At 63.8% G+C, this 17591-nt stretch carries 16 protein-coding genes; 12 read left to right on the forward strand and 4 right to left on the reverse strand.

Annotated elements, in window-relative coordinates; translation table 11 throughout:
- Window positions 1–36 precede the first annotated feature (36 nt).
- The 9 genes from ACVWZ4_RS28670 to ACVWZ4_RS28710 all read left to right on the forward strand — a co-directional run bounded on the left by ACVWZ4_RS28670 (window position 37) and on the right by ACVWZ4_RS28710 (window position 10296).
- Window positions 37–1416 carry a glycerophosphodiester phosphodiesterase family protein gene (locus ACVWZ4_RS28670; RefSeq protein WP_456741651.1) on the forward strand — a complete coding sequence of 460 codons (1380 nt, stop codon included), beginning with the start codon at window positions 37–39 and terminating at the stop codon, window positions 1414–1416.
- A gap of 254 nt (window positions 1417–1670) precedes the next feature.
- Window positions 1671–2693: a pyruvate dehydrogenase (acetyl-transferring) E1 component subunit alpha gene (gene pdhA / locus ACVWZ4_RS28675; RefSeq protein ID WP_456703732.1), complete on the forward strand. Its 1023-nt coding sequence runs from the start codon at window positions 1671–1673 to the stop codon at window positions 2691–2693.
- A 28-nt stretch (window positions 2694–2721) separates the two neighbouring features.
- The gene (locus ACVWZ4_RS28680) at window positions 2722–4104 is read left to right on the forward strand and encodes a pyruvate dehydrogenase complex E1 component subunit beta (protein WP_456703731.1); all 1383 of its coding nucleotides are present in this window, start codon (window positions 2722–2724) and stop codon (window positions 4102–4104) included.
- A 3-nt stretch (window positions 4105–4107) separates the two neighbouring features.
- Window positions 4108–4410 (forward strand): DUF5076 domain-containing protein, encoded by a 303-nt coding sequence (locus ACVWZ4_RS28685; protein WP_456703730.1) that lies wholly within the window; start codon window positions 4108–4110, stop codon window positions 4408–4410.
- Between the two features lie 32 nt (window positions 4411–4442).
- Window positions 4443–4865 (forward strand): nucleoside deaminase, encoded by a 423-nt coding sequence (locus ACVWZ4_RS28690; RefSeq protein WP_456705294.1) that lies wholly within the window; start codon window positions 4443–4445, stop codon window positions 4863–4865.
- Between the two features lie 62 nt (window positions 4866–4927).
- On the forward strand, window positions 4928–6274 hold the full coding sequence (locus tag ACVWZ4_RS28695; RefSeq protein ID WP_456703729.1) for a pyruvate dehydrogenase complex dihydrolipoamide acetyltransferase: 1347 nt from the start codon (window positions 4928–4930) through the stop codon (window positions 6272–6274).
- Window positions 6275–6425: 151 nt separating this feature from the next.
- Window positions 6426–7847: a dihydrolipoyl dehydrogenase gene (lpdA, locus tag ACVWZ4_RS28700; RefSeq protein WP_456741652.1), complete on the forward strand. Its 1422-nt coding sequence runs from the start codon at window positions 6426–6428 to the stop codon at window positions 7845–7847.
- A gap of 168 nt (window positions 7848–8015) precedes the next feature.
- Entirely contained in the window at window positions 8016–9257 is a 1242-nt protein-coding gene (locus tag ACVWZ4_RS28705; RefSeq protein WP_456703727.1) for a threonine synthase, read from the forward strand.
- A gap of 67 nt (window positions 9258–9324) precedes the next feature.
- The gene (locus tag ACVWZ4_RS28710) at window positions 9325–10296 is read left to right on the forward strand and encodes a tripartite tricarboxylate transporter substrate binding protein BugD (RefSeq protein WP_456741653.1); all 972 of its coding nucleotides are present in this window, start codon (window positions 9325–9327) and stop codon (window positions 10294–10296) included.
- An 11-nt stretch (window positions 10297–10307) separates the two neighbouring features.
- On the opposite strand, the gene ACVWZ4_RS28715 is transcribed toward ACVWZ4_RS28710, so the two are convergent.
- From ACVWZ4_RS28715 to ACVWZ4_RS28725, 3 genes are all read right to left on the reverse strand, one after another.
- Window positions 10308–10694 (reverse strand): response regulator transcription factor, encoded by a 387-nt coding sequence (locus tag ACVWZ4_RS28715; RefSeq protein WP_456741654.1) that lies wholly within the window; start codon window positions 10692–10694, stop codon window positions 10308–10310.
- Between the two features lie 94 nt (window positions 10695–10788).
- Complete coding sequence (locus ACVWZ4_RS28720; RefSeq protein WP_456703724.1) at window positions 10789–11460, reverse strand: response regulator transcription factor; 672 nt, start codon at window positions 11458–11460, stop codon at window positions 10789–10791.
- On the reverse strand, window positions 11457–13439 hold the full coding sequence (locus ACVWZ4_RS28725; protein WP_456790407.1) for a PAS domain-containing sensor histidine kinase: 1983 nt from the start codon (window positions 13437–13439) through the stop codon (window positions 11457–11459). Before ACVWZ4_RS28725 ends, ACVWZ4_RS28720 begins: the two co-directional genes overlap by 4 nt.
- Window positions 13440–14106: 667 nt before the next feature.
- Between ACVWZ4_RS28725 and ACVWZ4_RS28730 the strand changes: the two genes are divergently transcribed.
- From ACVWZ4_RS28730 to ACVWZ4_RS28740, 3 genes are read left to right on the forward strand one after another with little or no spacing between them, the layout of a single operon-like run.
- A complete protein-coding gene (locus ACVWZ4_RS28730; RefSeq protein WP_456703722.1) occupies window positions 14107–14499 on the forward strand; it encodes a hypothetical protein in 393 nt (130 codons plus the stop codon).
- Window positions 14496–14684: a hypothetical protein gene (locus ACVWZ4_RS28735; protein WP_456703721.1), complete on the forward strand. Its 189-nt coding sequence runs from the start codon at window positions 14496–14498 to the stop codon at window positions 14682–14684. Before ACVWZ4_RS28730 ends, ACVWZ4_RS28735 begins: the two co-directional genes overlap by 4 nt.
- Entirely contained in the window at window positions 14681–15022 is a 342-nt protein-coding gene (locus ACVWZ4_RS28740) for a hypothetical protein (protein WP_456741656.1), read from the forward strand. Before ACVWZ4_RS28735 ends, ACVWZ4_RS28740 begins: the two co-directional genes overlap by 4 nt.
- 77 nt (window positions 15023–15099) lie before the next feature.
- Here ACVWZ4_RS28740 and ACVWZ4_RS28745 read toward each other — a convergent pair whose 3' ends face one another.
- Window positions 15100–17283 (reverse strand): lytic transglycosylase domain-containing protein, encoded by a 2184-nt coding sequence (locus tag ACVWZ4_RS28745; RefSeq protein ID WP_456703719.1) that lies wholly within the window; start codon window positions 17281–17283, stop codon window positions 15100–15102.
- Window positions 17284–17591 lie beyond the last annotated feature (308 nt).

Raw genomic sequence — 17591 nt, forward strand, 5'->3', positions numbered from 1 at the left:
GACGACGCGATGCCAGGCACAGACGGAGACGCGGCCATGACGAACAATCCCTTGCAGCGGAAGATCCATGTCGGAGCGCGCCTCGGCGCTGTGGCGCTGGCCCTGCTTTTGCCGTCGATGGCCTTGGCGCAGGCGGCGCCTTCAGGTGCAAAACCCTTCCTGACCGTCGATGGCAAGGCACCGCTGATCCTCGGTCATCGTGGCGTGCCCGGCCTGGTGCCGGAAGAAACCGAGCCGTCGTATGACCTCGCAGCCGCGCTCGGGACCGACGCGCTCGAAGAGGATTTGCACCTCACCAAGGATTGCGTCCTGGTTGCGCGCCACAATCCATGGCTGAGCGATAACACCAACATTGCCGAAGTTGCGAAGACCAATCCGGTGGTCGCGGCGCGCAAGCGCACGGTCCCCGGTGTGCGTGTCAAGGCGCCTGCGGCTACAGGCACACCGGCCGACTACCTCGTCGATCTCACCGATCCCGCTGATCCCAAATCGGTGCTGAAGTCATTGATCGTCGATGGCGAAGATCACACCGACGACTGGTCGATCACCGACTTCACCATGGCCGAGCTGAAGCAATGGATCGGCGGTACCACTTATGATGCCGCCAACGAGCGGCCCAAGGTCTTCAACGGCAAATTCCCCGTGATCAGCTTCCAGGACATTCTGGACATCGCGAAGGCCAGGAGCAAGGAGACCGGGCGCTCCATCCTGGTCTATCCGGAAACCAAGAACCCGACCTGGAATAATGCCCAGGCCATCGCAAACGGCTGCGGCGCACCGGGCAGCCATCCGCTCGAGGATGCGCTGATCAAGATCATTGGGGATAACGGCCTCAACAGCAAGGATGCTCCGATCCTGGTCCAGAGCTTCGAGCCCGGCAGCCTGAAGTATATGCGCAGCCATGGTCTTCAGACCCGGCAGGTCCAGCTCATCGACGGTAACGGCATCGATTTCAAAACCGGCAAGGTGCTGCTCGACAACATCACCAATTCGCGTCCGTTCGACTGGACGGTTTCAGGCGACGCGCGCCTTTACGATGCGATGCTGACGCCCGAGGGGCTTGCCGAGATCAAGACCTATGCCGACGGCATCGGCCCGTGGAAGGCCTATATCGTTCCGCTCAAGGTTGCGCCGTGGAAGGATACCAATGCCGACGGCACGCCCTACAAGGGATCGACGCCGGACGCTTCGACGCAGGAGGCAACCAGCCTGATCGCCGACGCGCACAAGCTCGGCCTGTTCGTGCATGTCTTCACGTTCCGGAACGAGAAGAAATATCTGGCGGCCGATTATCACGCCGATCCGGCCCTGGAATATCTCAGATTCTTCCGTCTCGGTGTCGACGGCGTCTTCACTGATTTCACGCCCACTGGCGTTGCCGCCCGCGCGGCGTATCAGCGCGAGTTGGGCTGGTAAATCCGGCAATACGAATCGGACATCGCGCGGGGCACGGCGCCCCGAGACATGCGTGTCCGATCTCGTTGCCTCATCTGCATGCAGAGCTTCCTTCGGCCCTGAGCAAATGTTGCCTGATCGGCACCAATTGTCTTGCAAAATTTCGGCCACATTGCAGTGCGGCATAATGAAAGTCGCGCCATGCCGCTGCGGTGCTTTCACACGCGATTGAGTTGGGTTAGAGAGGACCTAGATTTCTCTGACCCGGAATTCCCATGGCCGCACCCAAGAAAGCCGCCGCAAGCGCTGAGCACGACAAGACCAACGGCGGTTCGCCTCCGGAATTCACCAGGGAGCAGGAGTTGAAGGCGCTCCGCGACATGCTCCTCATCAGGCGCTTCGAGGAGAAGGCCGGCCAGCTTTACGGCATGGGTGCGATCGGCGGCTTCTGCCATCTCTATATTGGCCAGGAGGCCGTGGTAGTTGGTATGCAGATGGCCCTGAAAGAGGGCGATCAGGTCATCACCGGCTATCGCGATCACGGTCACATGCTCGCCACCGGCATGGAAGCCAATGGTGTGATGGCCGAGCTCACGGGACGACGCGGCGGCTATTCCAGGGGCAAGGGCGGCTCCATGCACATGTTCAGCAAGGAGAAGCACTTCTACGGCGGCCATGGCATCGTCGGTGCGCAGGTCTCACTCGGCACCGGTCTCGCTTTCGCCAACAATTATCGCAGCAACGGCAATGTCAGCGTCACCTATTTCGGCGACGGCGCGGCCAACCAGGGCCAGGTCTATGAGAGCTTCAACATGGCAGAGCTCTGGAAGCTGCCGGTGATCTACGTCATCGAGAACAACCGCTACGCCATGGGCACCTCGGTGTCGCGCGCCTCGGCGCAGCAGGATTTCTCCAAGCGCGGTGTGTCCTTCAACATTCCGGGCAAGCAGGTGGACGGCATGGACGTCCGTGCGGTCAAGGCTGCGGGCGATGAGGCGGCGGCCTGGTGTCGCGCCGGCAAAGGCCCCTTCATCCTGGAGATGCAGACCTATCGCTACCGCGGCCACTCGATGTCCGACCCGGCCAAATACCGTACGCGCGAGGAGGTCGAGAAAGTCCGTCACGACCAGGATCCGATCGAGCAGGTGCGCAACCGCCTGCTCGCCGCCAAGGTCAGCGAGGCCGATCTCAAGGCGATCGACGCCGAGGTGCGTGACATCGTCAATGCCTCCGCTGACTTTGCCCAGCATGATCCCGAGCCGGATGCCGCCGAGCTCTGGACCGACGTTTACCGCTAAACGCGCGCAAGCTTTCCTTGGAGTCGATATGCCAATTCAAGTGCTGATGCCCGCGTTGTCGCCCACGATGGAAAAGGGCAACCTCGCCAAATGGCTTAAAAAAGAGGGTGAGACGATCAAATCCGGCGACGTCATCGCCGAGATCGAGACCGACAAGGCCACCATGGAGGTCGAGGCGACCGACGAGGGCACGCTCGGCAAGATCCTGATCCCCGAGGGCACCGCCGACGTTGCCGTGAACACGCCGATCGCGACGATTCTGGCCGACGGCGAAAGCGCGGCCGATCTTGCCAAGGCGCCCGCACCGGCTGCGAAGGCTGCCGAGTCGGCGCCGCCCGCAGCCGCCAAGGCTGAAGCGCCTGCGCCCAAGGCCGCACCCGCACCGCAGGCCGTCGCCGAGCCCGATCCGGAAGTGCCCGCCGGCACCGAGATGATCACGCAGACCATCCGCGAAGCGCTCCGCGACGCCATGGCCGAAGAGATGCGCCGCGACCCTGATGTCTTCGTGATGGGCGAAGAGGTGGCCGAATATCAGGGCGCCTACAAGGTGACGCAAGGGTTGCTCCAGGAGTTCGGTGCGAGGCGCGTCATCGACACCCCGATCACCGAGCACGGCTTTGCCGGCGTCGGCGTCGGCGCGGCGATGACCGGCCTCAAGCCGGTGGTCGAGTTCATGACCTTCAACTTCGCCATGCAGGCGATCGACCAGATCATCAACTCCGCGGCCAAGACGCTCTACATGTCCGGCGGCCAGATGGGCTGCTCGATCGTGTTCCGCGGCCCCAACGGCGCGGCCGCGCGCGTCGCCGCCCAGCACAGCCAGGACTACTCGGCCTGGTATTCGAACGTCCCGGGGCTCAAGGTCATCGCGCCGTACTCGGCTGCCGACTACAAGGGCCTGCTCAAGGCCGCGATCCGCGATCCCAATCCGGTGATCTTCCTCGAGAACGAGATGCTCTACGGCCACACCGGCGAGGTCCCGAAGCTCGACGATTTCGTGATCCCGATCGGCAAGGCGCGCATCGTGCGCTCCGGCAGCCATGTCTCCATCATCTCGTGGTCGAACGGCATGAGCTACGCGCTGAAGGCTGCCGACGAACTCGCCAAGGATGGCATCGAGGCCGAGGTGATCGATCTGCGCACGCTGCGTCCGATGGACACGGAGACCATTGTCAACTCGGTCAAGAAAACGGGGCGTGCCGTCACGGTGGAAGAGGGCTGGGCCCAGAGCGGCGTCGGCGCCGAGATCGCCGCGCGCATCATGGAGAACGCTTTCGACTATCTGGATGCGCCGGTCGCACGCGTCTCCGGCAAGGACGTGCCGATGCCTTATGCCGCGAACCTGGAGAAGCTCGCGCTGCCTTCGGCAGCGGAAGTGGTCGAGGCCGCCAAAGCCGTCTGCTACAGGTAGGCCATGGCGGGCCCGAAGGAGCAGCCATTGCCGCCCGACGTCATCGCCCGCGACGATGCGGTCGAGATCCTGCGCGTGTTCGTGCTGGACGGCGGGCTGTCGATGGCGTTTCAGCGCGCCTTCGAGGAGCCCGACATGTGGGGCCTCCTGCTCGTCGATCTCGCCCGCCACGCCGCACGCGCCTATGCGCGCGAGAGCGATTACACAGAACAGGATGCGCTCGGCCGAATCCTCGACATGTTCCAGGCGGAGATCGAGCGTCCCACTGACACCGGCACCACGACGCCGCGGGGCAAGGGACACTGACCGTGGCAGTCGCAGCCCACCATTACGATTTGATGCTGGAAGCGATCCGCGAAGCGGAGGCCTCGATCGCGCAGGGCGGCCTGCCGATCGGCGCCGTGTTGACGCGCGACAACAAGGTCATCGCGCGCGGTCACAACAATCGCGTGCAGGAAAACAATCCGATCCTTCATGGCGAGATGAGCTGCCTGCGCGAAGCCGGCGCGATCTCGTTCCATGACACCGTCATGTACACCACGCTGTCGCCATGCTCGATGTGTGCCGGCGCGCTCGCTTTGTTCAAGGTCAAGCTCGTGGTGATCGGGGAATCCGTCACCTTCGAGGGATCCAAGGACATCCTCGACAAGTTCGGGATTCCCTGGATCGATCTTGCCGACGATCGCTCCATCACCATGATGAAGAATTGGCGTTCCATCCCTGCCAATGAGCGCCTGTGGCAAGGCGACATCGGCAACTAAACCTGGTCTGTTCGTCCTCGCTTCCGGGGACGACGTTTTGAGAAGTTCTTCGTGAGGTCAGCATGCCTATCAACATCCTGATGCCCGCTCTTTCGCCGACGATGGAGAAGGGCAACCTCGCCAAGTGGCTGAAGAAGGAAGGCGACAAGGTCAAGTCAGGCGATGTCATCGCCGAGATCGAGACCGACAAGGCTACCATGGAGGTCGAGGCGATCGACGAAGGCACGCTTGCCAAGATTTTGGTGCCCGAAGGCACGCAGGACGTGCCGGTCAACGACATCATCGCGGTGCTCGCCGCCGAGGGTGAGGATGTCAAGGCCGCTGGCGCCGCCAAGCCCAGCGCTGCCGCCGCGGCTCCGAAGGCCGCTGAAGCTCCCGCAGCTGCGCCTGCGCCTGCCGCCGCGCCCAAAGCTGCACCGGCACCTGCTGCCCCTGCGCCGCAGGCTGCTGCACCTGCCGCACAGGGCAACGGTCACGCCGGCCGTGTGTTCTCATCGCCGCTGGCGCGCCGTCTCGCCAAGGAAGCCGGCATCGATGTCTCGATGGTCACAGGCACCGGCCCGCACGGCCGCGTCGTTGCGCGCGACGTCGAGCAGGCCAAGTCGGGCAAGGGGCTCAAGGCGCCCGCCGCGGCACCGTCCGCTGGCGCCCCCTCGATCGCGCCGACCATGTCGGACAAGCAGATCCTGTCGCTGTTCGAGCCCGGCTCTTACGACGTCGTGCCGCATGACGGCATGCGCCGCACGATTGCCCAACGTTTGACCGCGTCGATCCAGAATGTCCCGCACTTCTATCTCACCATCGACTGCGACATCGGCAAGCTGCTCGCCGCCCGCGAGGAGATCAATGCGGCTGCTCCCAAGGACAAGGAGAAGAAGCCGCTCTACAAGATCTCGGTCAACGACTTCGTCATCAAGGCGATGGCGGTGGCGCTGCAGAAGATCCCGAACTGCAACGTCAGCTGGACCGAGTCAGGCATGGTCAAGCACCATCACTCCGACGTCGGCGTTGCCGTGGCGATGCCGGGCGGCCTGATCACACCGATCATCCGCAAGGCCGAGACCAAGACGCTCTCGACCATCTCCAACGAGATGAAGGATTTTGCCGCACGCGCGCGCTCCCGCAAATTGAAGCCCGAGGAATACCAGGGCGGCACCACCGCGGTCTCCAATCTCGGCATGTTCGGCATCAAGGACTTCACGGCGGTGATCAACCCGCCGCATGCCACGATCCTTGCGGTCGGCACCAGCGAGGAGCGGCCGGTGGTGCGGAGCGGCAAGATCGAGATCGCAACAATGATGAGCGTGACGCTGTCCTGCGATCACCGCGCCATCGACGGTGCGCTCGGCGCCGAGCTGATCGGCGCCTTCAAGCAGTTGATCGAAAACCCCGTCATGATGATGGTGTGACGAGAAATTCGCGTCGTCATTGCGAGCGAAGCGAGGCAATCCAGGACGTGACCGGCAGGCTGGATTGCTTCGTCGCAAGAGCTCCTCGCCAAGAGCTGCTCATGATGACGGTCTCGAACGTTAAGGCCGGATGGAGCGAGAACGAGCGTACATGGCCGACACATCCTTCGACGTCATCATCATCGGTTCGGGCCCCGGCGGCTACGTCACCGCGATCCGCGCCGCGCAGCTCGGGTTCAAGGTCGCGATCGTCGAGAAATCCTATCTCGGCGGCATCTGCCTGAATTGGGGTTGCATCCCGACCAAGGCGCTGCTGCGCTCGGCCGAGATCTACCACTACATGCAGCACGCCAAAGATTATGGCCTCTCGGCCGAGAAGATTTCGTTCGACCCGAAGGCCGTGGTGCAGCGTTCGCGCGGCGTTTCCAAGCGGCTGAACGACGGCGTCGGATTCCTGATGAAGAAGAACAAGGTGAGCGTGATTTGGGGCGCCGCCTCGATCGACGCGCCCGGCAAGGTCACGGTGAAGAAGTCCGACGTCGAGGGGCCGAAGGGTTCGCTGGGCGAGGGGAGCTATCAGGCCAAGCACATCATCGTCGCCACCGGCGCGCGGCCGCGCGTGCTGCCGGGCCTCGAGCCCGACAAGAAGCTGATCTGGACCTATTTTGAAGCGATGGTGCCGGAACGGATGCCGAAATCGCTGCTGGTGGTCGGCTCCGGCGCGATCGGCATCGAGTTCGCCTCGTTCTTTCACACCATGGGATCCGACGTCACCGTGGTCGAGGTGCTGCCGCAGATCCTGCCCGTCGAGGATGCCGAGATCGCCGGTCTTGCGCGCAAGCGGCTCGAGAAGCAGGGCATCAAGATCATGTCCTCGACCAAGGTGACGAAGCTGGAGAAGAAGGCCGACAGCGTCGTCGCCACCATCGACGACGGCAAGGGCAAGCCTGTTACCTCGGAGTTCGAGCGGGTGATCTCGGCCGTCGGCGTCGTCGGCAACATCGAAAATCTCGGCCTGGAAAAGCTCGGCGTCAAAACCGACCGCGGCTGCATCGTGATCGACGGCTATGGCAAGACCAACGTTCCCGGCATCTACGCCATCGGTGACGTCGCCGGCCCCCCGATGCTCGCCCACAAGGCCGAGCATGAAGGCGTGATTTGCGTCGAGGCGATCAAGGGCCTGCATCCGCATGCCATGGACAAGAACCTGATCCCGGGCTGCACCTATTGCCAGCCGCAGGTCGCCTCGGTGGGCCTGACGGAAGCCAAGGCCAAGGAGAGTGGCCGCGAAATCCGCGTCGGCCGCTTCCCCTTCGTTGGCAACGGCAAGGCGATCGCGCTCGGCGAGGACCAGGGCCTGGTCAAGGTGATCTTCGACAAGAAGACCGGCCAGCTGCTCGGCGCCCACATGGTCGGCGCCGAAGTGACCGAGCTGATCCAGGGCTATGTCGTCGCGATGAATCTGGAGACGACGGAAGAAGAGCTGATGCATACGGTGTTCCCGCATCCGACGCTGTCGGAGATGATGAAGGAAGCCGTGCTGGATGCGTATGGACGCGTGTTGAATATCTGACAGCGCCAATGACGAGCGATGAAGCGTGTAGGATGGGTAGAGCGCAGCGAAACCCATCGCATACTTGCTCCGGAGCGAGCTTGACGGGTTTCGCTGCGCTCTACCCATCCCGAGCGCCCCGTTATCGCGGGACGGGAGCTTCTTGCAAAATAAGAAGGAAATCATCCCATGCACGACAATGACAACCTGACCATCGAGCGCCCGACCTTCGTCACGCATCTCGAATGCGCGATGGAAGGCGATCATTACGCGGCGGACCAGGTCCACAACCTCTCCAGGGCCGGCAAGCCGCTGCTCGTGCGCTATGACCTCCCGGGCGTGAAGAAGGCGCTGACCAAGGAGGCATTGAAGGAACGTCCCGCCGACATGTGGCGCTATCGCGAGCTGCTGCCGGTGCGCAAATGCAAGGACATCGTCTCGCTGGGCGAAGTCACCACGCCCCTGATCCGGCTGCCCAAGCTCGGCAAGAAGCTCGGTGGTGGCGAGATCATCGTCAAGGACGAGGGGCGCCTGCCGACAGGCTCGTTCAAGGCGCGCGGCCTGGTGATGGCGGTGTCGATGGGCAAGGCGCTCGGTATCAAGCATATGGCGATGCCGACCAACGGCAATGCCGGCGCGGCGCTCGCGGCTTACGCGACGTCCTGCGGCATCAAGACCACGATCTTCTGTCCGGCCGATACGCCTGAAGTGAACGTCAGCGAGATCGAGCTCCAGGGTGCGACCGTCTACCGTGTCAACGGTTATATCGACGATTGCGGCAAGATCGTCGGCGAAGGCAAGGCGAAGGTCGGCTGGTTCGACACCTCGACGCTGAAAGAGCCGTACCGCATCGAAGGCAAGAAGACGATGGGCCTGGAGCTTGCCGAGCAGCTCGGCTGGGACGTGCCCGACGTGATCTTCTATCCGACCGGCGGCGGCACCGGCCTGATCGGCATGTGGAAGGCGTTCGATGAACTGGAGAAGATCGGCTTCATCGGATCAAAGCGCCCGCGCATGGTTGCGGTGCAGGCCTCGGGCTGTGCGCCGATGGTACGCGCCTATGACGCCGGCAGAGAGCATGCCGCGCGTTGGGAGGATGCCCACACCATCGCCTCTGGCATCCGCGTGCCGCAGGCGATCGGCGACTTCCTGATCCTGCGCGCCGTGCGTGAGAGCAAGGGATTTGCCATTGCCGTCGACGACGACAAGATCTCGTCGGCGCTGAACGAGGTCGCGCGCGAGGAGGGGCTCTTGCTGTGCCCCGAAGGTGCCGCGACCTACGCCGCCTACAAGGACAGCCTTGCCGATGGCCGCGTCTCGAAGGGTGACCGCGTCATGTTGTTCAATTGCGCCACCGGCCTGAAATACCCGCTGCCGCCGGTCACCCGCACGCTCGATCGCCACAAGCCGATCGACTACACGCAGTTCTGAGTTATCTCCCTCGTCCCGCTTGCGGTGATGGGCAAGGAAAACGAGAAAAGTCGCCGGGAGAAGACAAATGAAGAAGGCCGTCCGGGCCGCGCTGATCGGGCTTCTCGCTCTGGCCGGCGTCGCGCGCGCCGACGATTATCCGTCTCGTCCCATCACCATCATCGTTCCCTTCGCGGCCGGCGGCCCGTCGGATGCGATGGCACGCGTGCTTGCCGAGCGGATGCGCCGGTCGCTCGGCCAGGCCCTGGTGATCGAGAACGTCACCGGTGCGGGCGGCTCGATCGGCGTCGGCCGCGCCGTGCATTCGCCGCCTGACGGCTACACCATCTCGTTCGGCCATCTCGGTACCCACGTCGCCAACGGCGCCGTCTACAAGCTCAATTACGACCTCGTCGCTGATCTCGAACCTGTGGTGCTCCTGCCGAGCAATCCGATGATCGTGGTCAGCAAGAACGCGGTGCCCGCGACATCGCTCAAAGAGCTGCTGGCATGGCTGAAGTCGCGCCCGACGCCGCCAACGGCCGGCACGGCGGGCGCCGGCTCCGGCAGCCACATCGCCGGCGTCTATCTTGAAAGCGTCGCGGGCATCAAGCTGCAATACGTGCCCTATCGTGGCACCGCGCCAGCGCTGAACGACCTCATCGCGGGCCAGATCGACATCATCGTCGACCAGACCTCCAACTCCATCAACCAGGTCCGCGCCGGCACCATCCGCGCCTATGCCATCACCAACGACAAGCGTCTCGCCTCGGCGCCCGACATCCCGACCGCGGACGAGGCGGGTCTGAAGGGCTTCAACATGACGCTGTGGTCGGGCCTGTGGGTGCCGAAGGGCACGCCCAAGGAGATCGTCAGCAAGCTCAACGCGGCCGCCGTGGAGGCGCTGAACGATCCCGGCGTGAAGAAGCAGCTCGAAAGCCAGGGCCTGGAGATGACGCCGCAGGATCAGCTCACGCCGGAAGCGCTCGGTGTCCGGCAGAAGGCGGAGATCGCCAAATGGTGGCCGATGATCAAGGCGGCGAACATCAACGTTGAGTGAGCGGCCGAACGTCACTCCGTGCTATCCTCACCCGCCGCCAGCGCCTGCTCCAGGCATTGCATCAGATCCGCAGCGACGAACGGCTTACCGAGGAAACAGGTTGCCCCGGCTTTGAGCGCACGCATGCGAACCCCCTCATCGGGGAAAGCTGTGATCAAGATGAACGGCGTAGCCGAGCCCTGCGCGCGCATCTCCGTCAACAGTTCGATTCCAGTCTTGGACGGCATCTGCACGTCGGCGACGACGCAGGAAGTGCGGCTGGAATGGGCGGAGCTCAGAAATTCTTGGGCGGAGGCGAATGTGTGGACGACATAGCCGCGCGATTCCAGGAGATTATTGATCGCCGCCCGCACGTAGGGGTCGTCGTCTAGCACCGAAATGATCGAAGCCGCTGGCAAGACGTGCGCTCCTCGCCCGGGATTAGCTTGCCGTCCCTACGGCCGCGCCTCGCCGCGCAAGGTGGACCTGTCACTCATGCTTGCAAACTCATACTTAGGTTTGTACGTTCGACCCGCCGGGTCCGATCCCGAGCGCCTCGCTCATTCTCACGAGGTCGGCCAGGGACTTCGCTCCCATTTTGCGCATGATCTGGCCCCGATAGATCTTGACCGTGATCTCAGCCAATCCGAGCTGGGCGGCCACTTGCTTGTTCATCAGGCCCGAGGTCACCAGCGCCAATACGTCCCGCTCCCGCGAGCTGAGTGTCTCGAAACGCGATTTGACGTTCGAAACCGTCTTGTTGAGATCGCGGCGCTTGCGGTCTCGCTCGATCGCGGCCTGGACTGCGTCCAGGATGTCCTGGTCGCGGACCGGCTTGGTCAGGAAATCGATCGCGCCGCCTTTCATGGCCCGAACGGTCATGGGAATATCGGCATGACCGGTAATGAAGATAATGGGCGTGTGGATATTTGCCTTGGCAAGATCGGACTGCAGCTCAAGGCCGCTGGCCCCGGGCAGGCGAATGTCGAGCACCAGGCAACTGGGCACCTGTGGCGGCTTGGCCTGAAGGAGCTGCGGCGCCGAGCCGAATGCTTCGACCTTGAGGCCGACGGACTCGAAGAGGTTGGTGAGCGCACGGCGCATCGACACGTCGTCGTCGACGATGAAGACGATTGGCTGATCGCCGTCCTGCGGCGGCGGCGAAGGCTCCGCGCGCTCGGTCACGATGTTTCCTCTCGATGACGGGGCAGGGTGATCCGAAAAGTCGCGCCGCGCTCCTGGTTCGGCGCTGCGGAAAGACGTCCGCCATGAGCCTCGATGATGGAGCGGCAAATCGACAAGCCCATGCCCATGCCGGAGGACTTTGTCGTAAAGAAGGGCGTGAACAGGCGGTCCATCGTCTGTTCAGAAATGCCGGCGCCGCAGTCGGCGACGCTCAACAAGACCGCCTCGTCGTCGTCAGCCGCCGAGCGGATGGCCAGTTCGCGCGGGCGATCATCGACGCCTTCCATGGCCTCGATGCCGTTCATGATGAGGTTGATCAGGACCTGCTGCAGTTGGATCCGATCGCCGAAGATCTTGGGCAGGACCGATGACAGCTCCATTCGCACCGACACGGCGTGGCTGGCCATCTCGCGCTGAACGAGCGCGACGGCCTCGCGCACCACCGTGTTGGCGTCGAGTGGAACCATCTCGATGTCGGTCCGTTTGGCGAGAGCCCGAACGTGACGGATCACGTCGCTGGCCCGCGTGCCGTCCTCGATGATCCATTCCACGGAGCGGCGGGCCGCTTTGAAATCGGGCGGACTCCGCTGCAGCCAGGTGAGGCAGGCATCGGCATTTGCGATCACCGCGGCGAGCGGCTGGTTGATCTCATGGGCGATCGAAGCGGTCAGCTCGCCCAGCGTCGTGACCCGCGTTACGTGGGCGAGCTCGGCTTGGGCCTTGCGTAAGGCCTCTTCGGCCTGATCGGCTCGGATCGCCGCGGTGATGTCGGTGCAGACGCCACGGTAGCCCAGAAAAGCTCCGTCGGCGTCGAAGAACGGCTTGCCGCTGGTCCGGACATAGATCGGCTGTCCGTTGCGGTCCCTGCTGCGATACACCAGGTCGCGGAACGGGAGGTGGGCGTCGAGCGCGGCCCGATGTTGCCGCCATTTTTCGGGTTCGAGATCCGCGTCCGGCGCGATGTCCCAACGCGTAAGCCCGATCAGGCCCGCGGGCATCGCGACGGAATCGGTGTGTTCCGATATCACGGTGACGCGGTGGTCCGGCCCCGTCTCCCAGAACCAGTCGGATGCGGTTTCGGCATAATCGCGAAAGCGCTGCTCGCTCTCGCGCAGCCTGCGCTCTGCCTCTTTGGTCGCCGTGATGTCGCTCACCGAGCCCACAAACTCCACGTGACCGGCGGAATCCCGCGTGGCGCGGGCCACCGCTCGGACGTACTTGATGGAACCATCGGGCATCAGGAGCCGGTATTCGTGGTCGTAGTCCTTTCCCTCGCGCGCCGCCCGGCCCGTGATCCGTTGCACGGCGAGCCGGTCCTCCGGATGGATCCGCTGGAGCATGACCGGGATCTTCGGCTTGGAGCTCTCATCGCATTGGAAGATGCGATACGTCTCCTTGGACCACGTGATCTCGCCGGTTGCTGCCCTCCAGCCGAAACTGCCGGTGTGACTCAATTCCTGCGCCTGGGCGAGATCGGCTTCGCTCTGTCGCAAAGCATTCTCCGCTTCCTTGCGCGCCGTGATGTTCTCGCAGGCGACCAGTACGATGGGTCCGCCGTCGGCCCGCAGCATGGTCTTGGCGTTCTCGCGCACCCAGAGCATCGAGCCGTCCTTGCGAACCTTCCGGATTTCCCAGGTGTGGGATTGATCGACGGTCTCAAGGCACAGTGCGACACGCGCGCGGACAAAGTCGCGATCTTCGGCGAAGAAGACATCCAGCACCGATCGGCCGATCAGCTCTGAGGCCGTATAGCCCAGTTGCGCCGCGCCGAGCGTGTTTACGTTGACGACAGTTCCCGCCGGATCGACCATGAAGTACATGACCGGATTGTGCTCGAAGACTTGCTGCCACTGCTTGACCGCCTCGAGCAAGCCGCGATCGGGTTCGGTGGGCGGCTTGACGGCGACGGTTTGCCGGACGCAGCCCGCAAGGAATTGCGCGGCTGACTTCCCGAACGTTGCTGCCCGCCCATATTTCATCGCAGACGGTCCCGGCGCTCTCTGCGTGCATACGAGTAGAGCACGTTGACGCGAGAGGGGCAATTCCGGCCGAAGCCGGATCGCAGTTGCGACGCTCGCCCCGAATTGCCCGATTGCCGCCTCGCCACCGCTGCACATCAGCTAAACCGCCTCAGCAGGAATTTCACGGTGACCGTGCAGCCCGAGCATCGTGCGCCGTCTCGTTGAACATGAACGAGCGCGGAAGCCCCGGGCGACTACGGACAAACCTACGTATAGCTCCTCCAACCCTAGTCATGCCGGTCATTTACCTCCGTACAATTGAGCGCTTCGTGGCCACCGGACTAACCTCACGACCAATCCGGGAATGTCGATCAGCCAGTCGCAAGCGAGCGCAATGGCAAGCAACGAAGGGAGACAACAATGTGTGATGCATCCGTACTTCCTGAGGTTGGCCAATCCGAGTCCAGAGCGTGCTCTTCAGCAAAAGGCTGTGCGGTGTGCGGCGGCAAATTTGGTTTGATCCGCTACTACTCGTGGCGCACTGCGCTCTGTTCCAGGAAGTGCGTCGACCGCTTCCGCACACGCCGGGAACGCGACCGCCGGTGGTTGTTTCGAGCTCAGTGCGCGTGAGACTGAACTAGAGAGCTGACATCGTTTCGCCAGGCCTGATCCGGGAGCCCATGTCTTGAACCGCTCATGCAAGCTCCTGTGCTCGATCTTTCTCTTCTGCTCCACCGCGACAATCCAGGCGCAGGAGACGGGAAACGGTGCCGTTCATCGCCAGCATCCACCCCAGGACCAGGCGCTGCACGAGAAATTCTATTCGACCTGGCGCATGCCTGACAACCCGAGCCTCAGTTGCTGCAACAGCGCTGACTGCTATCCGACCGACATCAAATACGTCGACGGCCAGATCTATGCGCGGCGCAGGGAGGACGGAAGATATATCCCGGTTCCGCCGCAAAAAGTCGAACGCAACAGGGATAATCCGGACGGCCGAAACCATCTTTGCGCCCCACCGCCGGCACTGTCTCCGTTGGACAGCGTCTACTGCTTCGCCTTGGGAGGTGCGACATGAAATTCGCCTTCGTGCTGGTGAATGGCCGGACCCCGTCCCGGCAGACCTGGTGCATGCAGTGCTGCGAGGCGATCGGCGGCAGCTATCTCCGCGATATGGCGACCCGTCTGCCGTATTGCGATTATCAGTGCTACGCGTTGTTCTGCGAGACCTTCGCGGAAGATCGCGTGAGGGCGGCGTCATGAAATTCGTGCTGGTCAATCACGAGCCCCCGTCAAGCGCGGCGACGTGCAGCACATGCTCGCGGTTGATCCAGTCGGGCTACGTCCGTCACGCGCGGACGCAGCTGCGTTACTGTGACTATGATTGCTATCGGCGAGGCGAACTCGCGACGCTGTTGACGCCGTGGTGGATGCCTGGGCGCAAGGGACCGGCTGCCTGGAACATGATCGAGATGTTGGCGGTCCTGAGTGCCGTCTCATGCTGGAGCTGCACGATGCTGGGCTGGACCTTCGCGAGAGCCTTGGCCGGCGCATATCTGGACGGTCGCGAGCTGATCACGACGGAGGGAGGTGACACCTAGCTGCGCGACCGCACTCGCGTGGAAGCCGCAGCAACGCAATCCCGCATGGCGCCGGCGTCCAGCCCCGGCGGCGCCGGCTAGGGAGCGGGTGCTGCGGCAGCCACGGGGGCTGTTGCGCTGATTTCGTGTGTCACCACGCGCTGGTCGCTCTTGCCGGCGACCATGCCGCTGCCCTCGAACCGCGCGCGGTAGACCAGCACGTTCTCCATCACGCGCTGGACGTAGTTGCGCGTCTCCGAAAGCGGGATGCGCTCGACCCAGTCGACCGGATCGACCCTGGGGTCGCGCGGGTCGCCGTGCGCCTGCACCCATTCGCGCACGCGGCCGCGGCCGGCATTGTAGCCGGCGAAGGTCATGATCTGGTTGCCGCGATATTCCGATAGAAGCGCGCTGAGCTCTGCTGCGCCCATCTGCGTGTTGTAGACGGGATCGGAAACCATCCTGTCCCAATCAAAGGTCACGCCGAAGCGCCTTGCGGTGTCGCGGCCGGCCTCCGGCGTAACCTGCATCAGGCCGACGGCATTGGCGGCGGATTTGTCGTGCTGGTCGAACGAGCTCTCGGTGCGCGCCACCGAATAGATCACGCTGGTCTCGATCGCGGGCGCGACCTGCTTGTGCTCGGGGATGCCGATGGTTGGGAAGGCGTAATGGTCGAGCGCGAGCCCATGTGCCAGCGCCGACTTGCCGACCTCCAGCATGACGCGCGCATCGTTATGTTGTCTGGCGAGTTCGCCGAGCGCTTCGAGCGCCGAGACGTCGGTGCTCTCCTTGGCGAAATCCTCGGCGTAGTAGACCACCACGTCGCGCTCGCCGATGCCGTACAGCATGTCGGCGGCGCGCACGCGCTCGTCCGCGTGAGGGGTGTCGGCAGCGGCCAGCACGGGTGAGGGCGCGCGCAGCTCGATTCCATCGAGGCCGAGCCTGGCGCGGGCGAGCTGGCCGTAATAGGCCGTCGAATAGCGCGCGGCGGCCTTGTAGCTCATGCGCGCATCGGCCGTGGCTCCCATGGCTTCGGCCGCACGGCCGCGCCAGTAATGGGCGCGCGACAACGCAATCGGATTGGCGGAGCCTTCGTCGATCGCCGCGAAATGCGCCATCGCGGTTTTGGGATCGTCGAGATAGCGCAGCGCAATCCAGCCGCACATGAAGTGATAGTCGACGCGATAGACCTCCATCTCCGGCACCGCGGCCGTTCGTACCACGTCGTAGGCGGTTCTGAATTTGCCCTGGTCGAGCAGCTTTCGCGCCAGCAGGCGCCTTTCGCGCCACCACGCGTTGGTGTCCTGGTCCGCCATCGTCTCAGGCGCGGCTGCAAGGATCACTTCGGCCGCATCGTCGATGTGGTCCTTCTGGAGATGCCATTGCGCCCGGCACAGGACATAGCCGAGGTCGCGGCGTGCGTCGGCGGGCACGTCCTCGAGATAATCCTTGGCCTTGTCGGCCTTGCCGTTGACGGCAGCGCAGGCCTTGACGATCGCGAGCGCGCCGTCGCCGAGACGTTTTGCGGCACGCCGTGCGCCGGCGTAATCCCTGGCCCCGAGGCGCATGTCCATGCGGGCGCGATGATCCTCAGGGGTCAGGAGATCGTGGAAGGCTTCGTAAGAATCTTCCTCGCTGCGTTCGGACAATTCCTCCGAGCGCCAGGTCTCGCGCACCAGACGCGCGGCCCTGCCGCTGTCGCCCTCAGTGATCAGCACGCGCGCGAGCGCGAAATTGCCCTTGGCGCTGATCGGCCGGTCCATCGTGAAGGCGTGCACGGTGGCGGCATCGCTCTTCTCCTGCCACAGCCGCGCCTCGGCGCGTTTGCGCAGCAGCGCAGCACTCGGCCAGTCCGGATTGGCGGCGAGGAAGGCGGCGTAACGCTTGAAAGGCGCAGTGCTCTCGGAATGGCGCAGCATGAACCAGTCGGCGAGCTTTTGTCCGGCGGGATCGGCGATGCGGTCGCGCGCCGCGCTTGCGTCATCGGTCTTGCCCTTGCGTGCGAGGTCGATGGCGTCTTTCAGCGCTGCGAGGTCGCCCGTCAGCGCCGGCGGCGCTGGCTTGTCGGCGGGCTCGACCTCCGGCTTCTTCGACTTGCGCTTGGCCTCGGCGTGTTTGCCGTGCCGGCTGCCGGCGGCATGGCGCGGCTTGCCGGCCTTCGCCTCATGCGTCTTCTTCGACGCGGATGATTTGTGGCCGCTCTTTGCCGCCAGCTCGGCGGGAAGGAGCGCCAAAGCGGCCACGGCAACGACACACGCGAGCGAGCGTAGGCACTGGTTCATTCGATGGTCCCCCTGCGAAACCACTACAAACCAAGGTCCGCGACGACATGCGGCTTGCGAATCAAGAACGACACCAAAAAACATCGTTTCGCACTGCTCACGCTCCCGCAACAATGCGGCAAAATACGGATTGGAACTTGGGAACCGCCACGGCGGAGGGCGCAGCGGCTTCAGCCTTTGTTAACGATCCGGCCTCGCGCGACGGGTGCGGGTGGCTCCCAGCGCCGCGAGCGTCTCGATTGCGCGTGTTCCCCCGGGGGAATCCGGTGTATTGAGTTCCCGGACCAGTTTTCACCCCTTTGCCCGCA

Source organism: Bradyrhizobium sp. USDA 4472 (assembly GCF_054058595.1).